Annotated in this window: 14 protein-coding genes; 8 read left to right on the top strand and 6 right to left on the bottom strand. The window is 73.8% G+C overall.

Annotation, left to right across the window (positions count from 1 at the left end; translation table 11 throughout):
• Window positions 1-16: 16 nt before the first annotated feature.
• Both IF651_RS14700 and IF651_RS14705 read right to left on the bottom strand, forming a co-directional pair.
• Window positions 17-877, bottom strand: coding sequence for a succinate dehydrogenase/fumarate reductase iron-sulfur subunit (locus IF651_RS14700; protein WP_191829890.1), 861 nt, complete (start codon window positions 875-877; stop codon window positions 17-19).
• Window positions 874-2,727, bottom strand: a complete 1,854-nt coding sequence (locus IF651_RS14705) for an FAD-binding protein (protein WP_191829891.1) — start codon at window positions 2,725-2,727, stop codon at window positions 874-876. The genes IF651_RS14700 and IF651_RS14705 overlap by 4 nt, the downstream gene beginning before the upstream one ends.
• Window positions 2,728-2,936: 209 nt before the next feature.
• On the opposite strand from IF651_RS14705, the gene IF651_RS14710 reads away from it, so the two are divergent.
• On the top strand, window positions 2,937-3,665 hold the full coding sequence (locus tag IF651_RS14710) for a hypothetical protein (RefSeq protein WP_191829892.1): 729 nt from the start codon (window positions 2,937-2,939) through the stop codon (window positions 3,663-3,665).
• 7 nt (window positions 3,666-3,672) lie between these two features.
• Here the strand turns inward: IF651_RS14710 and IF651_RS14715 are convergent, their stop codons facing one another.
• Window positions 3,673-4,002, bottom strand: coding sequence for a GNAT family N-acetyltransferase (locus tag IF651_RS14715; protein ID WP_191829893.1), 330 nt, complete (start codon window positions 4,000-4,002; stop codon window positions 3,673-3,675).
• An 88-nt stretch (window positions 4,003-4,090) separates the two neighbouring features.
• On the opposite strand from IF651_RS14715, the gene IF651_RS14720 reads away from it, so the two are divergent.
• Together IF651_RS14720 and IF651_RS14725 are read left to right on the top strand one after the other, a co-directional pair.
• Entirely contained in the window at window positions 4,091-5,365 is a 1,275-nt protein-coding gene (locus IF651_RS14720; RefSeq protein WP_338403990.1) for an MFS transporter, read from the top strand.
• Window positions 5,366-5,490: 125 nt separating this feature from the next.
• Window positions 5,491-7,287, top strand: a complete 1,797-nt coding sequence (locus tag IF651_RS14725) for a pyruvate dehydrogenase (protein ID WP_191829894.1) — start codon at window positions 5,491-5,493, stop codon at window positions 7,285-7,287.
• A gap of 36 nt (window positions 7,288-7,323) precedes the next feature.
• Here the strand turns inward: IF651_RS14725 and IF651_RS14730 are convergent, their stop codons facing one another.
• Complete coding sequence (locus IF651_RS14730) at window positions 7,324-8,412, bottom strand: PrsW family glutamic-type intramembrane protease (protein ID WP_191829960.1); 1,089 nt, start codon at window positions 8,410-8,412, stop codon at window positions 7,324-7,326.
• 210 nt (window positions 8,413-8,622) lie between these two features.
• Here IF651_RS14730 and IF651_RS14735 point away from each other — a divergent pair, with 210 nt between their 5' ends.
• The gene (locus IF651_RS14735; RefSeq protein WP_191829895.1) at window positions 8,623-9,093 is read left to right on the top strand and encodes an NfeD family protein; all 471 of its coding nucleotides are present in this window, start codon (window positions 8,623-8,625) and stop codon (window positions 9,091-9,093) included.
• Between the two features lie 95 nt (window positions 9,094-9,188).
• On the top strand, window positions 9,189-10,658 hold the full coding sequence (locus IF651_RS14740; protein ID WP_191829896.1) for a flotillin family protein: 1,470 nt from the start codon (window positions 9,189-9,191) through the stop codon (window positions 10,656-10,658).
• An 89-nt stretch (window positions 10,659-10,747) separates the two neighbouring features.
• On the opposite strand, the gene IF651_RS14745 is transcribed toward IF651_RS14740, so the two are convergent.
• Entirely contained in the window at window positions 10,748-11,590 is an 843-nt protein-coding gene (locus IF651_RS14745) for a GAP family protein (protein WP_191829897.1), read from the bottom strand.
• A 127-nt stretch (window positions 11,591-11,717) separates the two neighbouring features.
• Between IF651_RS14745 and IF651_RS18290 the strand changes: the two genes are divergently transcribed.
• Together IF651_RS18290 and IF651_RS14755 are read left to right on the top strand one after the other, a co-directional pair.
• Window positions 11,718-13,064 (top strand): histidine kinase, encoded by a 1,347-nt coding sequence (locus IF651_RS18290; RefSeq protein ID WP_191829898.1) that lies wholly within the window; start codon window positions 11,718-11,720, stop codon window positions 13,062-13,064.
• Window positions 13,061-13,759 (top strand): response regulator, encoded by a 699-nt coding sequence (locus IF651_RS14755; protein WP_191829899.1) that lies wholly within the window; start codon window positions 13,061-13,063, stop codon window positions 13,757-13,759. The genes IF651_RS18290 and IF651_RS14755 overlap by 4 nt, the downstream gene beginning before the upstream one ends.
• Before the next feature lie 7 nt (window positions 13,760-13,766).
• Here the strand turns inward: IF651_RS14755 and IF651_RS14760 are convergent, their stop codons facing one another.
• Window positions 13,767-14,360, bottom strand: coding sequence for a TetR/AcrR family transcriptional regulator (locus tag IF651_RS14760; protein WP_191829900.1), 594 nt, complete (start codon window positions 14,358-14,360; stop codon window positions 13,767-13,769).
• A gap of 93 nt (window positions 14,361-14,453) precedes the next feature.
• Between IF651_RS14760 and IF651_RS14765 the strand changes: the two genes are divergently transcribed.
• Entirely contained in the window at window positions 14,454-15,545 is a 1,092-nt protein-coding gene (locus tag IF651_RS14765; RefSeq protein ID WP_191829901.1) for an ABC transporter permease, read from the top strand.
• Window positions 15,546-15,574 lie beyond the last annotated feature (29 nt).

A 15,574-nucleotide genomic window follows, 5' to 3' on the forward strand; every position in this document is an offset into this window, starting at 1 on the left:
GGTAGAACCGCCGGTTCTATCTCGGGGTGTCGGTCCGGGTCTGGCGAGACTCCCAGGTCTCCGTCGCGACGCGCTGCGCGTCGCGCAGCGCGCGGGCCGGGTCGACGCCCTTGGGGCACACCTGCGTGCACGCCCCGACCTGGATGCACGGCCACACGCCGAACTCGGTGTCGAGCAGGTCCGCGCGGTCGAGCTCGCCGTCGTCGCGGGAGTCCTCGTCCCAGCGGCGCGCCGTCGCGACGACCGCCGGGCCCAGGAAGTCTGGCGCCACCTCGAGCTGCGGGCACGCCGCGTAGCAGAGCATGCAGTCGATGCACTCGGCGAAGCCCTTGAACGCGGCCAGCTCGCCGGGTGACTGCACGCTGCCCGACGCGGGCCCCACCGCCCGCAGTCCGTCCTCCCCGGGCCCCGGGGCGGGGTCGGGGTGGGACGCGTCCTGCCCGCCCCGCGGCGCCGGTTCCGCGCTCACGAGCGGGAGCTGGACCGCGCCGTCGGGCATCGTCGGGACCGGGAGCTGCCACGGCTTCACCGCGGCGAGCTTGCCGACGAACGTGTCGGTGTCGACGACGAGGTCACGCAGCACCGCGGCGTGCGCGAGCGGCTCCACGACGAGGCCCGTCGTGCGGTAGCCGCGCACGAACGTCTCGCACCCGAGCACGGGGCGACCGTTGACCATGACGCCGCACGAGCCGCAGACGGCCATCTTGCAGGACCACCGGAACGTCAGCGTCGGGTCGGCGTGGTCCTTGACCCACTGCAGCGCGTCGAGGACGGACGTGCGCTCGTCGTACGGCACGTCGAACACGTCCCGAGCGCCGCCCTCCGCAGTGCCCGCGCCCTGCCGCGCGACCTCGAGCCGCACCGTCTGCCCGCTCATGCGTCCTCCTCCTGCCGAGACGGCGAACCCACGGGTTCGTGGGTGATGTGGAGCGATCCGGACGAGGCGAGGGTCGCCAGCGAGTGGACAGGGATCGTGTCCGTGCCCGGGTGGTCCAGGCGCTGGTGCGCCCCGCGGGACTCGGTGCGGGCGAGCGCCGCCGCGACCGCCGCGTGCGCGACCACGAGGGTCGCACCGAGCTCGACCGTCGTCGCCCAGTCCGTGTTGAGCACCGCGCCCGTGTCCGTCACGCGCACGTCCGCGTAGCGCTCGCGCAGCCCCTCGACCGCTGCGAGCGCCCGCGCGAGGCCGTCGGCGTCGCGGTAGATCCCGGCGTCCGCGTCGAGCACCCTCCCCAGCTCCGCCCGGATCTCCGCGGGCGGCTCGCTCCCGCGGCCGCGCATCGCGAGATAGCCGCCTGCCACCTCGGCGGCCCGGTCTACCAGGTCCGCGTCGACGCTCGCCGGCCCGACGCCGGCCCCGGCGCCCGCGGCCCCGCCGTGGCCGCCGCTCCCGCCACGCCCGAGCCCGAGCGGGCCGGCCTCGCGCGCCCGTGCGAGCGCCGACTCCCCCGCCGCCCGGCCGACGACCAACGTCTCGACGAGCGAGTTCGACCCGAGCCGGTTCGCCCCGTGCAGCCCTGTCGACGCGCACTCGCCCGCGGCGAACAGCCCGGGCAGAGCGGTCGCGCCGCGCGCGTCGGTCCGGATCCCGCCCATCGTGTAGTGCGCGGTCGGGCGGACGGGGACCGGTTCGAGCGCCGGGTCGACGCCGGCGAAGCGCTTCGCGAGCCCCGCGACGAGCGGCAGCCGCTCGGCGATGCGCTCGCGACCGAGGTGCCGCAGGTCGAGGTGGACGACACCGCCGTCGGCCGTCGGGATCGTGCGCCCGTCCCGGTCGGCCTGCCAGAACGCCTGTGACAGCTTGTCGCGCGGGCCGAGCTCCATCTGCCGCGGCACGGGCTCGCCGACGGGCGTCTCGGGACCCAGGCCGTAGTCGGCGAGGTAGCGCAGGCCGTTCGCGTCGAGCAGCACGCCGCCCTCGCCGCGCACCGCCTCGGTGAGCAGGATGCCGCTGCCCGGCAGCCCGGTGGGGTGGAACTGCAGGAACTCGGCGTCCCGCAGCGCCACGCCCGCGCGCATCGCCATCGCCGTGCCGTCGCCCGTGACGATCCCCGCGTTCGTGCTCGTCCCCCACGCGCGGGCCGTGCCGCCGGTCGCGAGGACGACGGCGGACGCCGCGATCAGCAGCGGCTCACCCCGGTGCTGGTCGTGCACGACGACGCCGCGGACCTGCGCGTCCGGGTCGCCCGGGTCCGCGGACAGCACGAGGTCCAGGACGTGGTGCTCGTCGTACCGGCGGATCGGCCCGTCGTCGCCCGCGTACCGCAGCGACGTCTGGAACAGCGTGTGCAGCAGGTGGAAGCCGGTCTTGTCCGCGGCGAACCACGTCCGGGGACGTGTCATGCCCCCGAACCGCCGCACCGCGACCTGCCCGTCGTCGAAGCGGCTCCACGGCATGCCCCAGCGCTCGAGGCGCCACAGCTCGCCCGCGGCCCGCTCGACGACGAACCGGACCGCGCCCACCTCGCACAGCCCCGCGCCCCCGGCGACGGTGTCGGCGACGTGCTGCTCGAGCGAGTCGTCGTCGCCCACCACCCCCGCGGCCCCGCCCTCGGCCGCGACGGTGTGGGAGCGCATCGGGTACACCTTGGACACGAGCGCGACGACGGGCGCGCGTCCCGCGGGGGCCGTCGCGGCGGCCTCCGCGACCGCGAGAGCCGCGCTGAGCCCGGCCGCACCCCCGCCGACGACCACGACGTCCGCGTGCTCGACCCGGAGCGGGCTCATCGGCTGCCCACCAGCACTGCGGGTGCGTGGCCGGTGCGATCGATCGTCATGCCGGTAGCGTCCTCGCGCGAGCGAGCGGGCGCAACAGGCGGACCTTCCCGTGGCCGCTCGAGGTGCCGTCTCATGGGCAGCGCTGCCCATCGCACCGGCGTCCGGCGCCGGGTTACCGTGCTGACGGCAACCGACCCTCGACCACCCCGGAGCACCACATGCGCCCCGTCCGCACCCTCACCGCCGCCGCCGCGACCGCCCTCACGCTGGGGCTCGCCGCCTGCTCGTCCGGCGCCGAGGACACCGTCACCGAGGAGCCGCCGGCCACCGTGTCCGCCGACCCTGCGGAGGAGGAGACCGAGCCCGCCGAGGAGGAGACCGAGCCGGCCGAGGACGACACCGAGGGTGACGCCGCGTCGTCGGGCGAGACGCCCGAGTGGGCCGACCCGTACGAGGTGACCGGTGAGCAGATCTCGACGTTCGACGTCGGCGACGTGCGGGTCGACGTCTACCAGGTCGGGACCGAGGAGGCGACGGACACAGGGTTCTTCGTCGACCCCGAGTCCAACGAGCCCGTCATCGACGTGGGCGACGAGATCGTCTACGTCAACTACGTCGTCACGAACGAGGGCGACCCCGTCGACCTCGGCTCGTCGCTCGTGAGCTTCGACACGCGCTACGACGACTGGCCGTACATGCAGGGCATGGACGGGGTCACCGACTCCGAGCAGATGGAGTCGCTGGGCCTGGCCGACGACGTCCCGCACTACGCCGAGCCGTCGGTCTACACCCTCGGGACGGACCAGTCGTACGCGACCGCGGAGAACTTCCTCTACCAGTCCGGGTCGCCCCTGACGATCCAGGCCACGATCACCCCGGTCGACGCCGAGGGGGAGCTCCTGCACGACGAGCGCATGGAGGCCGAGGGCACGGGCACCATCTCCTGACCCCTGGTCAGTCCCGGTGGACCAGGTCCTCGTACTCGGGGTGGCGTCGTAGGTACGCCTGGACGAACGGGCACATGGCGACGACGCCCTCCCCGGCCTGGCGCGCCTGGTCCAGCGCCTGCGAGACGAGTGCGGACCCCACGCCCTTGCCCTCGTACGCCGGGTCGACCTCGGTGTGCGTGAAGACCAGCGTCCCGGGGTCCTCCCCGTAGCGCTGGTACGCGGCGAAACCCGCCACGACACCGTCTGACGCTCGTACCTCGAACCGGTCTCCCGCGTCCACGAACCGGAGGTCGCCGCCCCCGTCCGCGCCGTCGCTGCTCGTTCTCTCGCTCATCCGACCATCCTCGCCCGGGCCCGGGACGCGGACAACCGGCACGACGCGCCGCCGTCGCGACCGTGTCGTGAGAGGGGAGAATGGGACGGTGGTGCAGCATCCACCGCGACCGGACGACGCGTCCGGAGCCGGACCGTCCCCCCGCCCCTCCCGCAACCCGTACCGCGCCATCCTGGCCGTGCCGGGCGCACTGACGTTCTCGCTGGCCGCGCTCGTCGCCCGCCTGCCCATGTCCATGCTGGGCATCGGCACGATCCTGATGCTCCAGGGCATCTACGGCGAGTACGCGCTCGCGGGCAGGGTCGCGGCGGTGCTGATCGTGGTGCAGGCGGTCTGCTCGCCCCAGATCGCACGGCTCGTCGACCGCACGGGTCAGCGCCGCGTCATGCTGCCCCTGCTCGCGACGACCGTCCTCGGGCTCTCCGGCCTCGTGCTGTGCGCGGTGCTGCGTGCTCCCGAGTGGACCCTGTACGCGTTCGCGGCCCTGGCCGGGGCGACGCAGGGTTCGTACGGGTCGATGTCGCGCGCCCGCTGGAACCACGTGCTCGCCGATCCGCGCCGCCTGCACACCGCGTTCTCGCTCGAGTCGGCGTTCGACGAGCTCGTGTTCGTCGTCGGGCCGGCGCTGGCGACGCTGCTCGCGACCGGGGTCGCACCGCCCGCAGGGCTGCTGGTCCCGCTCGTCGCGGTGCTCGTCGGCGGCGCGTGGTTCCTCTCGCAACGGGCGACCGAGCCACCCGCGCGGCCGGCCGAGCCCGGCGTCCGCACGCGGTCGGCGCTGCGGTCCCCCGGCATGGTGGTGCTGGCGGTCGTCTTCGTCGCGATGGGGTCAGCGCTCGGCGCGAGCGACGTCGCGACGATCGCGTTCGCCGAGGAGCGCGGCCAGCAGGGAACCGCCGGGCTGGTGCTCGGGATCTTCGCGACGGGATCGCTCGTCGCGGGCCTGCTGTACGGGGCACGCAGCTGGGTGGCAGCGCTGTGGCGCCGGTTCGTCGTCGGGATCGTGGTGCTCGCCCTGGGCACCACGCTGTTCCTCGTCGTGACGACCCTGCCCGCGCTCGCCGCGGTCATGTTCGTGACCGGGTTCGCCATCGCGCCGACGCTCATCAACGGCAACGCGCTGGTGCAGAACCTCGTCCCGCCGCACCAGCTCACCGAGGGGCTCGCATGGGTGGGGACGTCGCTGGGGATCGGGGTGTCGGTCGGTTCGTCGGTCGCCGGAGCGCGCATCGACGCCGCGGGCGCGCACGCGGGCTTCGAGGTCGTCGTCGCCTCCGCGCTCCTCGCGGTCGTCCTGGTCCTGGCGGCGGTCCGCACCCTCCGGCGCGGCGCGGACCGGCAGGACCTCGCACCCGCGCACTGAGCCCCACGTACCGACAGTGCCCCGCGCGGCCGCCTCGCGCACGTCGCACCGCGGCGTCGCACTGCGGCTCCGGGCATTGCGACGCAGGATGGAGGACGACCCGTCCCCACCCGTGGAGGTACCCCATGCCGTTCGGAATCGGCCGCTCCCCGCAGGACAAGCGCGACCGCACGGTCGCGGACCTGCTCGTCGCCCAGCTGATCGAGGCGGGGGTCCGCCGGATCTACGGCATCGTGGGTGACAGCCTGAACCCCGTCGTCGACGCCGTGCACCGCTCCAACACCGGCGACAACGCGGGCAAGGGCATCGAGTGGGTGCACGTGCGCCACGAGGAGGCGGCGGCGTTCGCGGCGGCCGCCGAGGCCGAGGTCACGGGCGAGCTCGCGGTGTGCGCGGGCTCGTGCGGGCCCGGCAACCTCCATCTCATCAACGGCCTGTACGACGCGAACCGCTCACGCGTGCCGGTGCTCGCCATCGCGAGCCACATCCCGAGCCCGCAGATCGGCACGGGGTTCTTCCAGGAGACGCACCCGGACCGGCTGTTCGTCGAGTGCTCCGTCTACTCGGAGATGATCTCGTCGGCTGCGCAGGCGCCACGCGTCATCAACTCCGCGATCCACCACGCGTTCGCGGGGCCGGGCGTCGCCGTGCTGACGCTGCCCGGCGACGTCGCCGACCTCGATGCACCGGCCGCGGTCCCGGACGTCGCGTGCCGGCCCGCGAAGCCGCGCATCGTGCCCGACGCCGCGGCCGTCCAGCAGCTCGCCGACGCGATCGATGCGGCGAAGAAGGTCACGATCTTCGCGGGCGTCGGGGTGCGCGGCGCGCACGACGACGTCATCGCGCTCGCCGACAAGATCGCCGCACCCGTGGGCCACTCGCTGCGCGGCAAGGAGTGGATCCAGTACGACAACCCGTTCGACGTCGGCATGTCCGGCCTGCTCGGGTACGGCGCGTGCTTCGACGCGATGCACGAGGCGGACCTCCTGATCCTGCTCGGCACCGACTTCCCGTACGACCAATTCCTGCCGTCGTCCGTGCGGACCGCGCAGGTCGACGTCGAGCCCGCCCGGCTCGGACGCCGCACGCGGCTCGACCTCGCCGTCGTCGGCGACGCGGGTGAGACCGTGCGGGCACTGCTCCCGCTGGTGAGGAAAGCCCGCTCACGCGCCTTCCTGAAGAAGATGGTGGACAAGCACACCAAGGCCATGAGCGGCGTGGTCGGCGCGTACACCAAGAAGGTCGAGCGCACGACGCCCATCCACCCCGAGTACGTCGCGGACGTCCTCGACCAGGTCGCCGCGGACGACGCCGTGTTCACGGTCGACACGGGCATGTGCAACGTGTGGGCCTCGCGGTACATCACGCCCAACGGCACGCGGCGCGTCATCGGCTCGTTCCTGCACGGCTCGATGGCGAACGCGCTCCCGCACGCGATCGGCGCGGCTTCCGCCGACCCCTCCCGGCAGGTGGTCGCGATGTCCGGGGACGGCGGGCTGTCGATGCTGCTGGGCGAGCTCGTCACGCTCAAGCACTACGACCTGCCGGTCAAGGTCGTCCTGTTCGACAACGCGAGCCTCGGCATGGTGCGCCTGGAGATGCTCGTCGACGGGCTGCCGATGTTCGGCACCGAGTCGCCGAAGGTCGACTACGCGGCCGTCGCGCAGGCGATCGGCATCCACGCCGTGCGGGTCGAGAAGCCGAAGGACCTGCGGGGCGCCCTCACCGAGGCGTTCGCCCGGCCCGGCCCGGCGCTCGTCGACGTCGTCACCGACCCGCGCGCGCTCTCCATCCCGCCGAACATCACCGCGGGACAGGTCCGCGGCTTCGCCGCCGCGATGAGCAAGGAGATCCTCGGCGGCGGCATGGGCGAGGTCGTGTCCATGGCGCGCGCCAACCTGCGGAACGTGCCGCGCCCGTGACGTCGCGCCAACGGGGTACCCGGAGTCGCACGTGCTCTACTCGGCTGCCTCCTTCGGCAGGTGCTTCGGCGCCCAGCCTCGTGAGACGACGCCGATCAGCTGCGGCGGCGTGCTCTTGCGCGACCACGCCTTGAAGGCGACGTACATGACGACGAGCAACGCGTAGCGGGCGAGGCTCACGAGGGATGCCTCCGTGGGGTCGCAGAACGCCGTGACCGACGAGTCGTTGAGCGAGTGCACGACCATGACCGCGAGGATCGCGAGGACCGCGCCGCCCGTCCCTCGCCGCCCGTAGAGATGCCAGAGCCGCCAGGCGACCGCGGTCGCGATCCCGGTCAGCAGCCAGTGCACGGGCGAGACCGTGAACACCCGGGCGACCTGGGCCTGGACGATCGCCATCGGGGTCAGCTCCGGGCCCTGGGCCCCGCAGAACACCGGGGTCTGGTCGGCGACGAACTGGTACGCGTAGACGGTCGTCTCGGCGATCGCGAACCCGAACCCCGAGCCGAGGCCGATCGCGATGCCCGCGCGGGGGTCGCGGTACCCGGCGACGAGCCAGAGCAGCAGGAGCGGGACCAGCAGCTTCGTGCCCTCCTCGACGAAGCCCACGGCCGCGGTCCCGGCGCTGATCCCACCCTCGCCGATGATCAGGCCCGTGACGTTCGCCGAGATCGCGAGCGTGCCGCCCGCCGTGGCGACGGCGACCGCGGCGACCTGGACCGGGCGGACCGTGTCCCGGAGCGCGAGCTGACGGTCGACGAAAAGGAACGCCGCACAGCAGACGAGCGCCATCCCCAGGAAGCTCCCCGCCGCGAGCACGTGCTCGTTCTCGCCCGCGAGGTAGACCGCCCCCATCACTCCCAGGACCACCGCCGCGGCGACGACGAGCCACAGCCAGGCCCGCCAGAACCGGCCGCGGAACCGCCGGCCGCGGTCGGCCGCAGGACCACCGTCCTCCAGCCGGGACGTCCACGCCCGCGCGTCCCAGAACCGGCGCCGGGCCGCCGTCGTCGACGGGTCCGGGAACCACCCCTCGGCGGGCACGCCCGGCCGTTCGTGGGCCAGCACCCAGGCGGACGCGAAGCCGACGACCAGGAGCACCGCTCCGGCGATGGTGAGCCACATGGTCAGACTCAAGCAGGAGTCCTGGTGGGCCGCCATCCGGTGCGCGCTCGGCGCTGTCGCCGAGCGGCTCCGCCCCGCAGGGGACTGGTCCCCATGCCCGTCGTCCCCACGTCCTACCGGAGAAAGGTCGGGTCACGATAGGGTGTTGTGACCGTCACGACAACTCCACACGCCGTTCGAGCGCGCCCGCGAGGGCAGTGAGGAATCTGCATGTTCGTCTTCGTCGTCATCGGCATCGCGGGGCTCGCGCTGCTTCTCGTCTCGCTGCTGGTCGGCGAGATCGTGGACATCGGCGACGGGGCCGTGTCGGGCACGTCCCTCGGTGTGGGCGGAGTCGTCTTCGGCGCCCTGGGCGCGATCGTGACGGTCAACGGACTGCCGACGGTCCTCGCCTACGCGGGCTCCCTGGTGGCAGCGGTCGCCGTCGTCCTGCTCGTCCAGGTCCTGGTCAGGAAGCTGCGTGCCTCCGAGGACGGCGTCGCGGTGTCGCTCGTCGGAGTCCAGGGCATCGCGACGACGGACATCGACCCGGCGCGCGGCGAGGTCTCCCTCGAGGCGGCTCGCGAGCTCGAGCGTCGCCTCGCGTGGTCGGACGAACCCATCCCGGAGGGGGCTCGGGTCGTCGTGCTCGAGCAGTCCGGGAGCAAGGTGCGCGTGCGCCGCCACTTCGCCAACGACTGACCCCCACCGACCCCGACTGAACCCCACTGAATCCCTGCCCGGGGGAACCGGGCACCCACGCCCGACCCGGAAGGAGCTGCGCCCCGGCGCGCCTCATGGACGACAGGAACCTCATCACCACCATCGCGATCGTCGCGCTGGTCATCGCGTTCTTCGCGGTGGTCATCTTCATCAGCAAGCGCATCCGCCGCGTCCCGCCGAACGAGGCCCTCGTCATCGTGGGTCGGGGTGCCGGCCGCAAGGAGGCCGGCGGGACCGGCCAGAAGGTCATCGTCGGTGGCCGCACCTTCGTGTGGCCGATCCTGCAGCAAGGCTTCCCGATCTCGCTCGAGCAGCGCCAGATCGGCATCACCGTCGAGGGCGTCGACAAGAACCGCATCAAGATCGCCATCAAGGCCTCGATCAACTTCAAGGTCCGCGGGGACGAGGAGGGCGTGCGCCGCGCGGCCCAGCGCTTCCTGTCCCAGCAGGGCACCCTGACCGAGATCATCAAGGAGTCGCTCGAGGGTTCGCTGCGCTCCATCGTCGGCGACATGACGATCGAGCAGATCATCTCCGACCGCAAGGGCCTGTCGGACCGGGTCGTCAGCTCGACGAAGACCGACCTCTCCGAGCAGGGCCTCCAGGTCGACCTGCTCAACATCTCCGACATCTCGACGCCCGGCTCGGACTACCTGGCGAACCTCGGTCGCGCCGAGTCCGCACGGGCCCGCCAGGTCGCCGAGGTCTCCGAGGCCGAGGCGCAGCGCGCGTCGGAGTTCGCCGTCATCGAGGCCGCCGAGCAGATCGCCGAGCGGCAGAAGGCGCTCGACCTCAAGCGCGCCGTCATCAAGGCGGACACCGACCGTGCCAACGCCGAGGCCGACGCATCCGGTCAGCTCGCGCGCGCCGAGCAGGACCGTCTCGTCGCCCAGCAGGAGCGCGAGGCGCTCGCCGAGCAGGCACGCGTGACGCAGGAGCGGCTCGACATCGAGGTGCGCAAGCCGGCCGAGGCCAAGGCCTATGCGGAGGTCCAGGACGCGAACGCGCGCCGGGACTCGTCGAACGCCGCGACCGAGGCCGACGCGTACAAGCGCACGGTCATCGCCGAGGCGAACAAGACCGCGGCGATCCAGGACGCCGAGGCGTCGGCCGCGGCCGTGCGTCGCGCCGGTGAGGCCGAGCGTGACCGCCAGGTCGCCCACGCCGCCGGTATCAAGGCCGAGGGCGAGGCGCGGGCGTTCGCGATCGAGGCAGAGGGTCGCGCCGAGGCCACGGCGACCGACGCCAAGGCCGAGGCCCTCAAGAAGTACGGCGAGGCCGCGCTCGTGCAGGAGCTCATCGAGCGCCTGCCGGAGATCGTCCGCGCCGCGGCCGAGCCCATCGGCAACATCCAGGGCATGACCGTCATCTCGACCGACGGCGCGTCCGCGGTCACCAAGAACGTCGCGTCCGTCCTCGGCGAGGGCCAGGGCGTCATCAAGCAGCTCACGGGCGTCGACATCAACCAGCTCATCGCCGGCCTCGCGGGCGGCACGCCGGCCGAGAACGACGCGCCGTCGGGCACCAACGGCAGCACACGCTAGCCTCCACCCGCAAACATGCGGCAGTGGCCCGTCCCGGAACCCCGGGCGGGCTGCTGCCGCCTCGTGGTGCACGACGCACCGAGGACGGCTCAGCCCGTCCAGCCGAGGCGGCCGATCGCGTCCAGGGCCAGCAGGACGCCGAGGATCCCCACGACCCAGCCGGTCGTCTCCGCCGCGTTCTTCGTGAGCCAACGGTCGAGCCGGTGCAGCAGCGGGTCGACGGCGCGGGCCGCCACGAGCCGGCCTGCGAGGAGCAGCAGCGCGGGAGCGACCATCACCGCGCAGTACGCGGCGAGCACGCCCGCGGACGCCGGCCACGCGACGTCGGACGTCGTGACGATCCCGATCGCGGCGAGGTACGGGAGCATGGTGCCCACCTCGATCGCGACGGCCCCGAGCGCGAGGCCGACGAGCGGCAGTACGGCCGGACGCGCCCGGACGGCCGGGCCACCGTGCGCACCGCCGGGCGCGACCCCGCCGTCCGCACGGGGGTCGATGCCGAGCGCGCGCTCGCGCCACCGCGACAGCCGCCCCGGCGTCGGCGCGCGACCGACCGCGGCCGCACGCTCCGCCCGGCGTGCCGCGCGCTTGCCGTCGAACCGAAAGCTCAGCGCGAACAGCCCGATCCCGAGCAGGAGCTGCGCGATCGCCGCGGCACGCGTCTCGAGCGCGTCCTCGAACCGGTCGAGGAACGCTCCCGCGCCCAGCGTCACGACGATCCCGACGACGAGGTAGCAGCCGGCGACCGTCGCGAGGTAGGCGAGCACACGCCCGGCCCGGAGCCGACCCGGCGCCAGCAGCAGCCACACGGGGATCAGGAGCGTGCCGAAGCTGGTCGAGTCGATCAGGGCGAGCACGACGAGCACTCCCGCCATGGTGGCGAGGCCGAGCCCGGCGCCGTCGGCCCCGGCGAGGTCGAGAGGAAGGTCCATGCCCCGACCCTCCCCCGGGCCGGCGGGCGCGTCGTCGGCCGGACGAGCGATCCTGGTGCCGTGCGACGGTCGCGCCTACACCCTTCGACCGATCCCACGACGACGACGCGTGTGCTGGGATGGAGACGTGAGCCCAGCCCGCTGGTGGTCCCGCGACGGCGCCCTGCGCCAGGTGCTGCGCCTCGAGGACCGGCGCAACGACGTCGTGACGGCCGTCATGACGTTCCTGCTCGGCGCGCTGCTCATCGAGGTCGGGCTGGTCGACCTCGTCGTCGTCGACGGCGCTCCCGGGGTCGTGGCGCCCGAGCCGTGGTGGCGGTACGCGCTGCTCGCGGTCGGGTGCGCGCTCATCCTCGTCAAGCGGAGGCACCCGATGCTCGCGCTCGCGGGCGGCGTCGTCGTCGTGCTCGTGGACCTGTGGTGGGGCGGGTCGCTCGCGATCACCCTCGTGCTGTGGGACCTGCTGTACGCGGCGGCGACGTGGGGCAGCCCGCGGGCGCGCGCGTGGCTGTGGGGTGTGACGGTGGTCGTCTCGGTGCTCGGCGCGGTCGCCGCCGGCGAGGCCGCGCGCGACGTGCGGATTTTCGTCTACACGGGCCTGCAGCTCGGCGCGGTCCTCCTGCTGCCCCTGTGGTGGGCGACGAACGTGCGGCAGAAGAGCGAGCTCGCCGACCTGGAGCGCGACCGCGCCGACCTCGCCGCCCGCGACGCCGCGAGCGCGGACCGCGCCGCGCAGCTCGAGCGTCGGCGCGGGAGCGACCTCGAGCGCATCGCCGCGCTCGACCGGGACGAGGCGATCCGGGCCGAGCGGGCCTCGATGGCCCGCGACCTCCATGACGTCATCGCGTCGCACCTGTCCGCGATAGCCATCCACTCGGGCGCCGCGCTCCAGCTCCCGCCGGACGCGGGACGCGACCGCGCCGCGCTCGAGCAGGTGCGTGCGAGCGCGGTGACGTCGCTCGAGGAGATGCGCTCCATGATCCTGCTCCTGCGCAGCGAGCAGCGCGGGTCGGAGCCCGTCGTCGCGCCGGGTCGGCTCGCCGAGCTCGGCACGCTCGTCGACACGGCGCGCGCCACCGGGACCGGGGTGACCGTCGTCCAGGGTCCGGGCGTGGCGGACCTGCCCGCCGCGACGGACCAGGCGCTGTACCGGATCGCGCAGGAAGCCCTGACCAACGCGCTCAAGCACGCACCGGGTGCGCCGGTCGCCGTGCGGCTCGACCGCGCGGGGCCCGACGTCGTGCTCACCGTCCACGACGACGGCGCACCCGGGCCGGCATCCCTCGGGGACCCGGCGCTCAGCGCGGGGACGGGACTGCTGACGATGCGCGAACGCGCCGAGGGCCTCGGCGGCTCGCTCGAGGCCGGCCCCGGGGACAGGTCGGCGGGCGGCGGCGGGTGGACGGTCCGCGCGACGGTCCCTGCGACGATCTCGGCACCGACGGTCCCGACGGCGCGCGGGGCCGCACGATGACGCGCCCGCGGATCCGCGTTCTCCTCGCCGACGACCACGCGGCGATCCGCGCGGGGCTGCGGCTCCTGCTCGACGCGGCCGACGACGTCGACGTCGTCGGCGAGGCCGCCGACGGCACCGCGGCGATCAGGAACGCCCGCGCGCTGCGGCCGGACGTCGTGCTCATGGACCTGCGCATGCCCGGTGTCGACGGTATCGAGGCGACCCGCACCCTCACGGCGGAGGGCGTCGCGGACGTGCTCGTGCTCACGACGTTCGATCTCGACGAGTACGTCGACTCGGCGCTGCGCGCGGGGGCCGCAGGCTTCCTCCTCAAGACCGCCGAGCCCGCCGCGCTCCTCGACGCCGTGCGCCGCGTCGCCGACGGCGACGGCGTGCTCGCGCCGGAGGTCACGCGACGCGTCCTCGCCACGTTCGCACGCGGCCCGGTGCCCGACGACGTCCCTCGCCACCCGGCGTCGGGCAGGGAGCGGGCGGGCGTCGGGCCGGACGACCCACGCCTCGTCGACCTCACGCCGCGTGAGGTCGACGTGCTCGCCGCGCTGGGGCGCGGGCTGTCCAACCAGGGCGTCGCCGCCGAGCTGGTCATCTCGGAGGCGACGGCGAAGACCCACGTGTCGCGGGTGCTCGCCAAGCTCGGGGTGGCGTCGCGCATGCAAGCGGCGATCGTCGCGCGGGACGCGGGACTCACGTGAGCGGTCGTCAGCGCGGCAGGTGGCGCGTGACGCGGTCGAGGTAGGCCTCGGCGTCGAAGTCGTCGAGCAGCGCGCTCTGGACGACGAACGCCTGGCTCGCCGCGAGGAAGAGCGGCGCCTGGTCGGCGCCGAGCGCGTCCGCGTCCTCCGGCGCCAGGCCGTGCTCGCGCTGGTGCCAGGCCGAGAGGTAGCGCACGTAGGCGTCGCGGAGCTGGCTGAGGACGGCAGACGCGAGCCCTTGCAGCGTGGGGTCGGTGACGGCCTCGCCCCACATCTGGACCAGGACGCCGGTCTCGCCGAGCTCTTCCAGCATGCCGGACGCCAGCACGCGGACGACGTCGGCGGGTGGCGGCATGGGGTCCGCGGCCGCGAGCCGCTCCACGTCCTCGAGTCGACCGCCCACGATCCGGGTCGCGACCTCGTGGACGATCTCGCCCTTGCCGGCGTAGTAGCCGTAGATGGCTCCTGCGGACATCCCCGACTCGGCGATGATGTCCGCCATCGACGCGGCCTGGAAACCCTTGCGGCGCACCGCTCGCAGCGCGGCGTCGGCGATCTCCCGACGTCGCGCCGCGCGGTACTCCTCGCTCACCCTCGGCATCGGGTCAGCATAAACGGAACGATCGTTCTTGACACACCCCGCGGGTGCGCGCACCATGGAGAACGAACATTCGTTTTTCCTGTTGGAGGATCCATGCCCGCACCCACCCCCATGCCCCACACCCACTGGTCGCGCGTCGTCGCGATCGGGACGGGGCTCGTCGCGCTCGCGAGCGTGCTCGTCCTCGCGTTCCTGTGGCCGTCGGTCACGGCCGAGCCGAAGGACCTGCCGCTCGCAGTAGCCGGCAGCGGGGACGCGGCACAGGTCGCCCAGGTCGAGGCCGGCATCGCCGAGCACGCGCCGGACGCCTTCACGTTCGTCGAGGTCGAGGACCGCACCGCCGCCGTCGACGCGATCGAGACGCGCGAGGCGTACGGCGCCGTCGTGCTCGGGGCGCAGCCGGAGGTCCTCACCGCCTCGGCCGCGAGCCCCGTCGTCGCACCGATGCTCGCAGGCCTGCAGCCCGCGCTCCAGGCGCAGGTCGACGCCGCGCTCGCTGCGCAGGCCGCGCCCGCCGACGCGCAGGTGACCGTCGGGCTGACCGACGTCGTGCCACTGTCGGCGGACGACGCGCGCGGCACCACCATGGCCGCGGCCTCGTTCCCGCTCGTGCTGGGCGGCATGATCGGCGGCATCGCGATCTCGACGCTCGTCGTCGGCGTGTGGCGCCGGGTCACCGGCCTGGTCGTCTACTCGGTCGCCGGCGGCACGGCGATCGCCGGGATCCTGCACGCGCTCGGCGGCCTGCAGGGCGCGTTCTGGGGCGACGCGGGGGTCGTCGCCCTCACCCTGTTCGGGATCGGCGCCGTCATCACCGGGGCGGTCGCTCTCCTGGGCACCCGCGGGATCGCCGTCGGGCCGGTGCTGTTCCTCCTCGTCGCCAACCCGCTCTCCGGCGCTCAGCTCCCCGTGGAGTTCATGGCCCGCCCCTGGGGGGAGGTCGGCCAGTGGATGCCCCCGGGCGCGTCGTCCACGCTGCTGCGCGACCTCTCGTACTTCCCGCGCGCCGACGTCGCCCTGCTGTGGTCGGTCCTCGCCGGATGGGCAGCCCTCGGCCTCCTCCTCTCCACGCTGGGCCACTTCAAGAACCGCGGTGCCGCGACCGCGGAGGCGCTGCACGAGGCCTCCGAGGACGACGAGCACGAGGTGCACGGCCGGCACGTCGCGGAGCTCGCGGGCGACTGAACATCCCACGCGCCGCCGATCCGCACGTG

The sequence above is a fragment of the Cellulosimicrobium arenosum genome (assembly GCF_014837295.1).
In the GTDB taxonomy this organism is placed as follows: Bacteria; Actinomycetota; Actinomycetes; order Actinomycetales; family Cellulomonadaceae; genus Cellulosimicrobium; species Cellulosimicrobium arenosum.

Coding starts and splice junctions, on each gene's coding strand:
- IF651_RS14715 (WP_191829893.1), bottom strand. CDS start 4,002: ATGAGCGAGAGAACGAGCAGCGACGGCGCGGACGGGGGCGGCGACCTC.
- IF651_RS14700 (WP_191829890.1), bottom strand. CDS start 877: ATGAGCGGGCAGACGGTGCGGCTCGAGGTCGCGCGGCAGGGCGCGGGC.
- IF651_RS14745 (WP_191829897.1), bottom strand. CDS start 11,590: ATGGACCTTCCTCTCGACCTCGCCGGGGCCGACGGCGCCGGGCTCGGC.
- IF651_RS14760 (WP_191829900.1), bottom strand. CDS start 14,360: ATGCCGAGGGTGAGCGAGGAGTACCGCGCGGCGCGACGTCGGGAGATC.
- IF651_RS14755 (WP_191829899.1), top strand. CDS start 13,061: ATGACGCGCCCGCGGATCCGCGTTCTCCTCGCCGACGACCACGCGGCG.
- IF651_RS14765 (WP_191829901.1), top strand. CDS start 14,454: ATGCCCGCACCCACCCCCATGCCCCACACCCACTGGTCGCGCGTCGTC.
- IF651_RS14735 (WP_191829895.1), top strand. CDS start 8,623: ATGTTCGTCTTCGTCGTCATCGGCATCGCGGGGCTCGCGCTGCTTCTC.
- IF651_RS14705 (WP_191829891.1), bottom strand. CDS start 2,727: ATGAGCCCGCTCCGGGTCGAGCACGCGGACGTCGTGGTCGTCGGCGGG.
- IF651_RS14740 (WP_191829896.1), top strand. CDS start 9,189: ATGGACGACAGGAACCTCATCACCACCATCGCGATCGTCGCGCTGGTC.
- IF651_RS14710 (WP_191829892.1), top strand. CDS start 2,937: ATGCGCCCCGTCCGCACCCTCACCGCCGCCGCCGCGACCGCCCTCACG.
- IF651_RS14725 (WP_191829894.1), top strand. CDS start 5,491: ATGCCGTTCGGAATCGGCCGCTCCCCGCAGGACAAGCGCGACCGCACG.
- IF651_RS14730 (WP_191829960.1), bottom strand. CDS start 8,412: ATGTGGCTCACCATCGCCGGAGCGGTGCTCCTGGTCGTCGGCTTCGCG.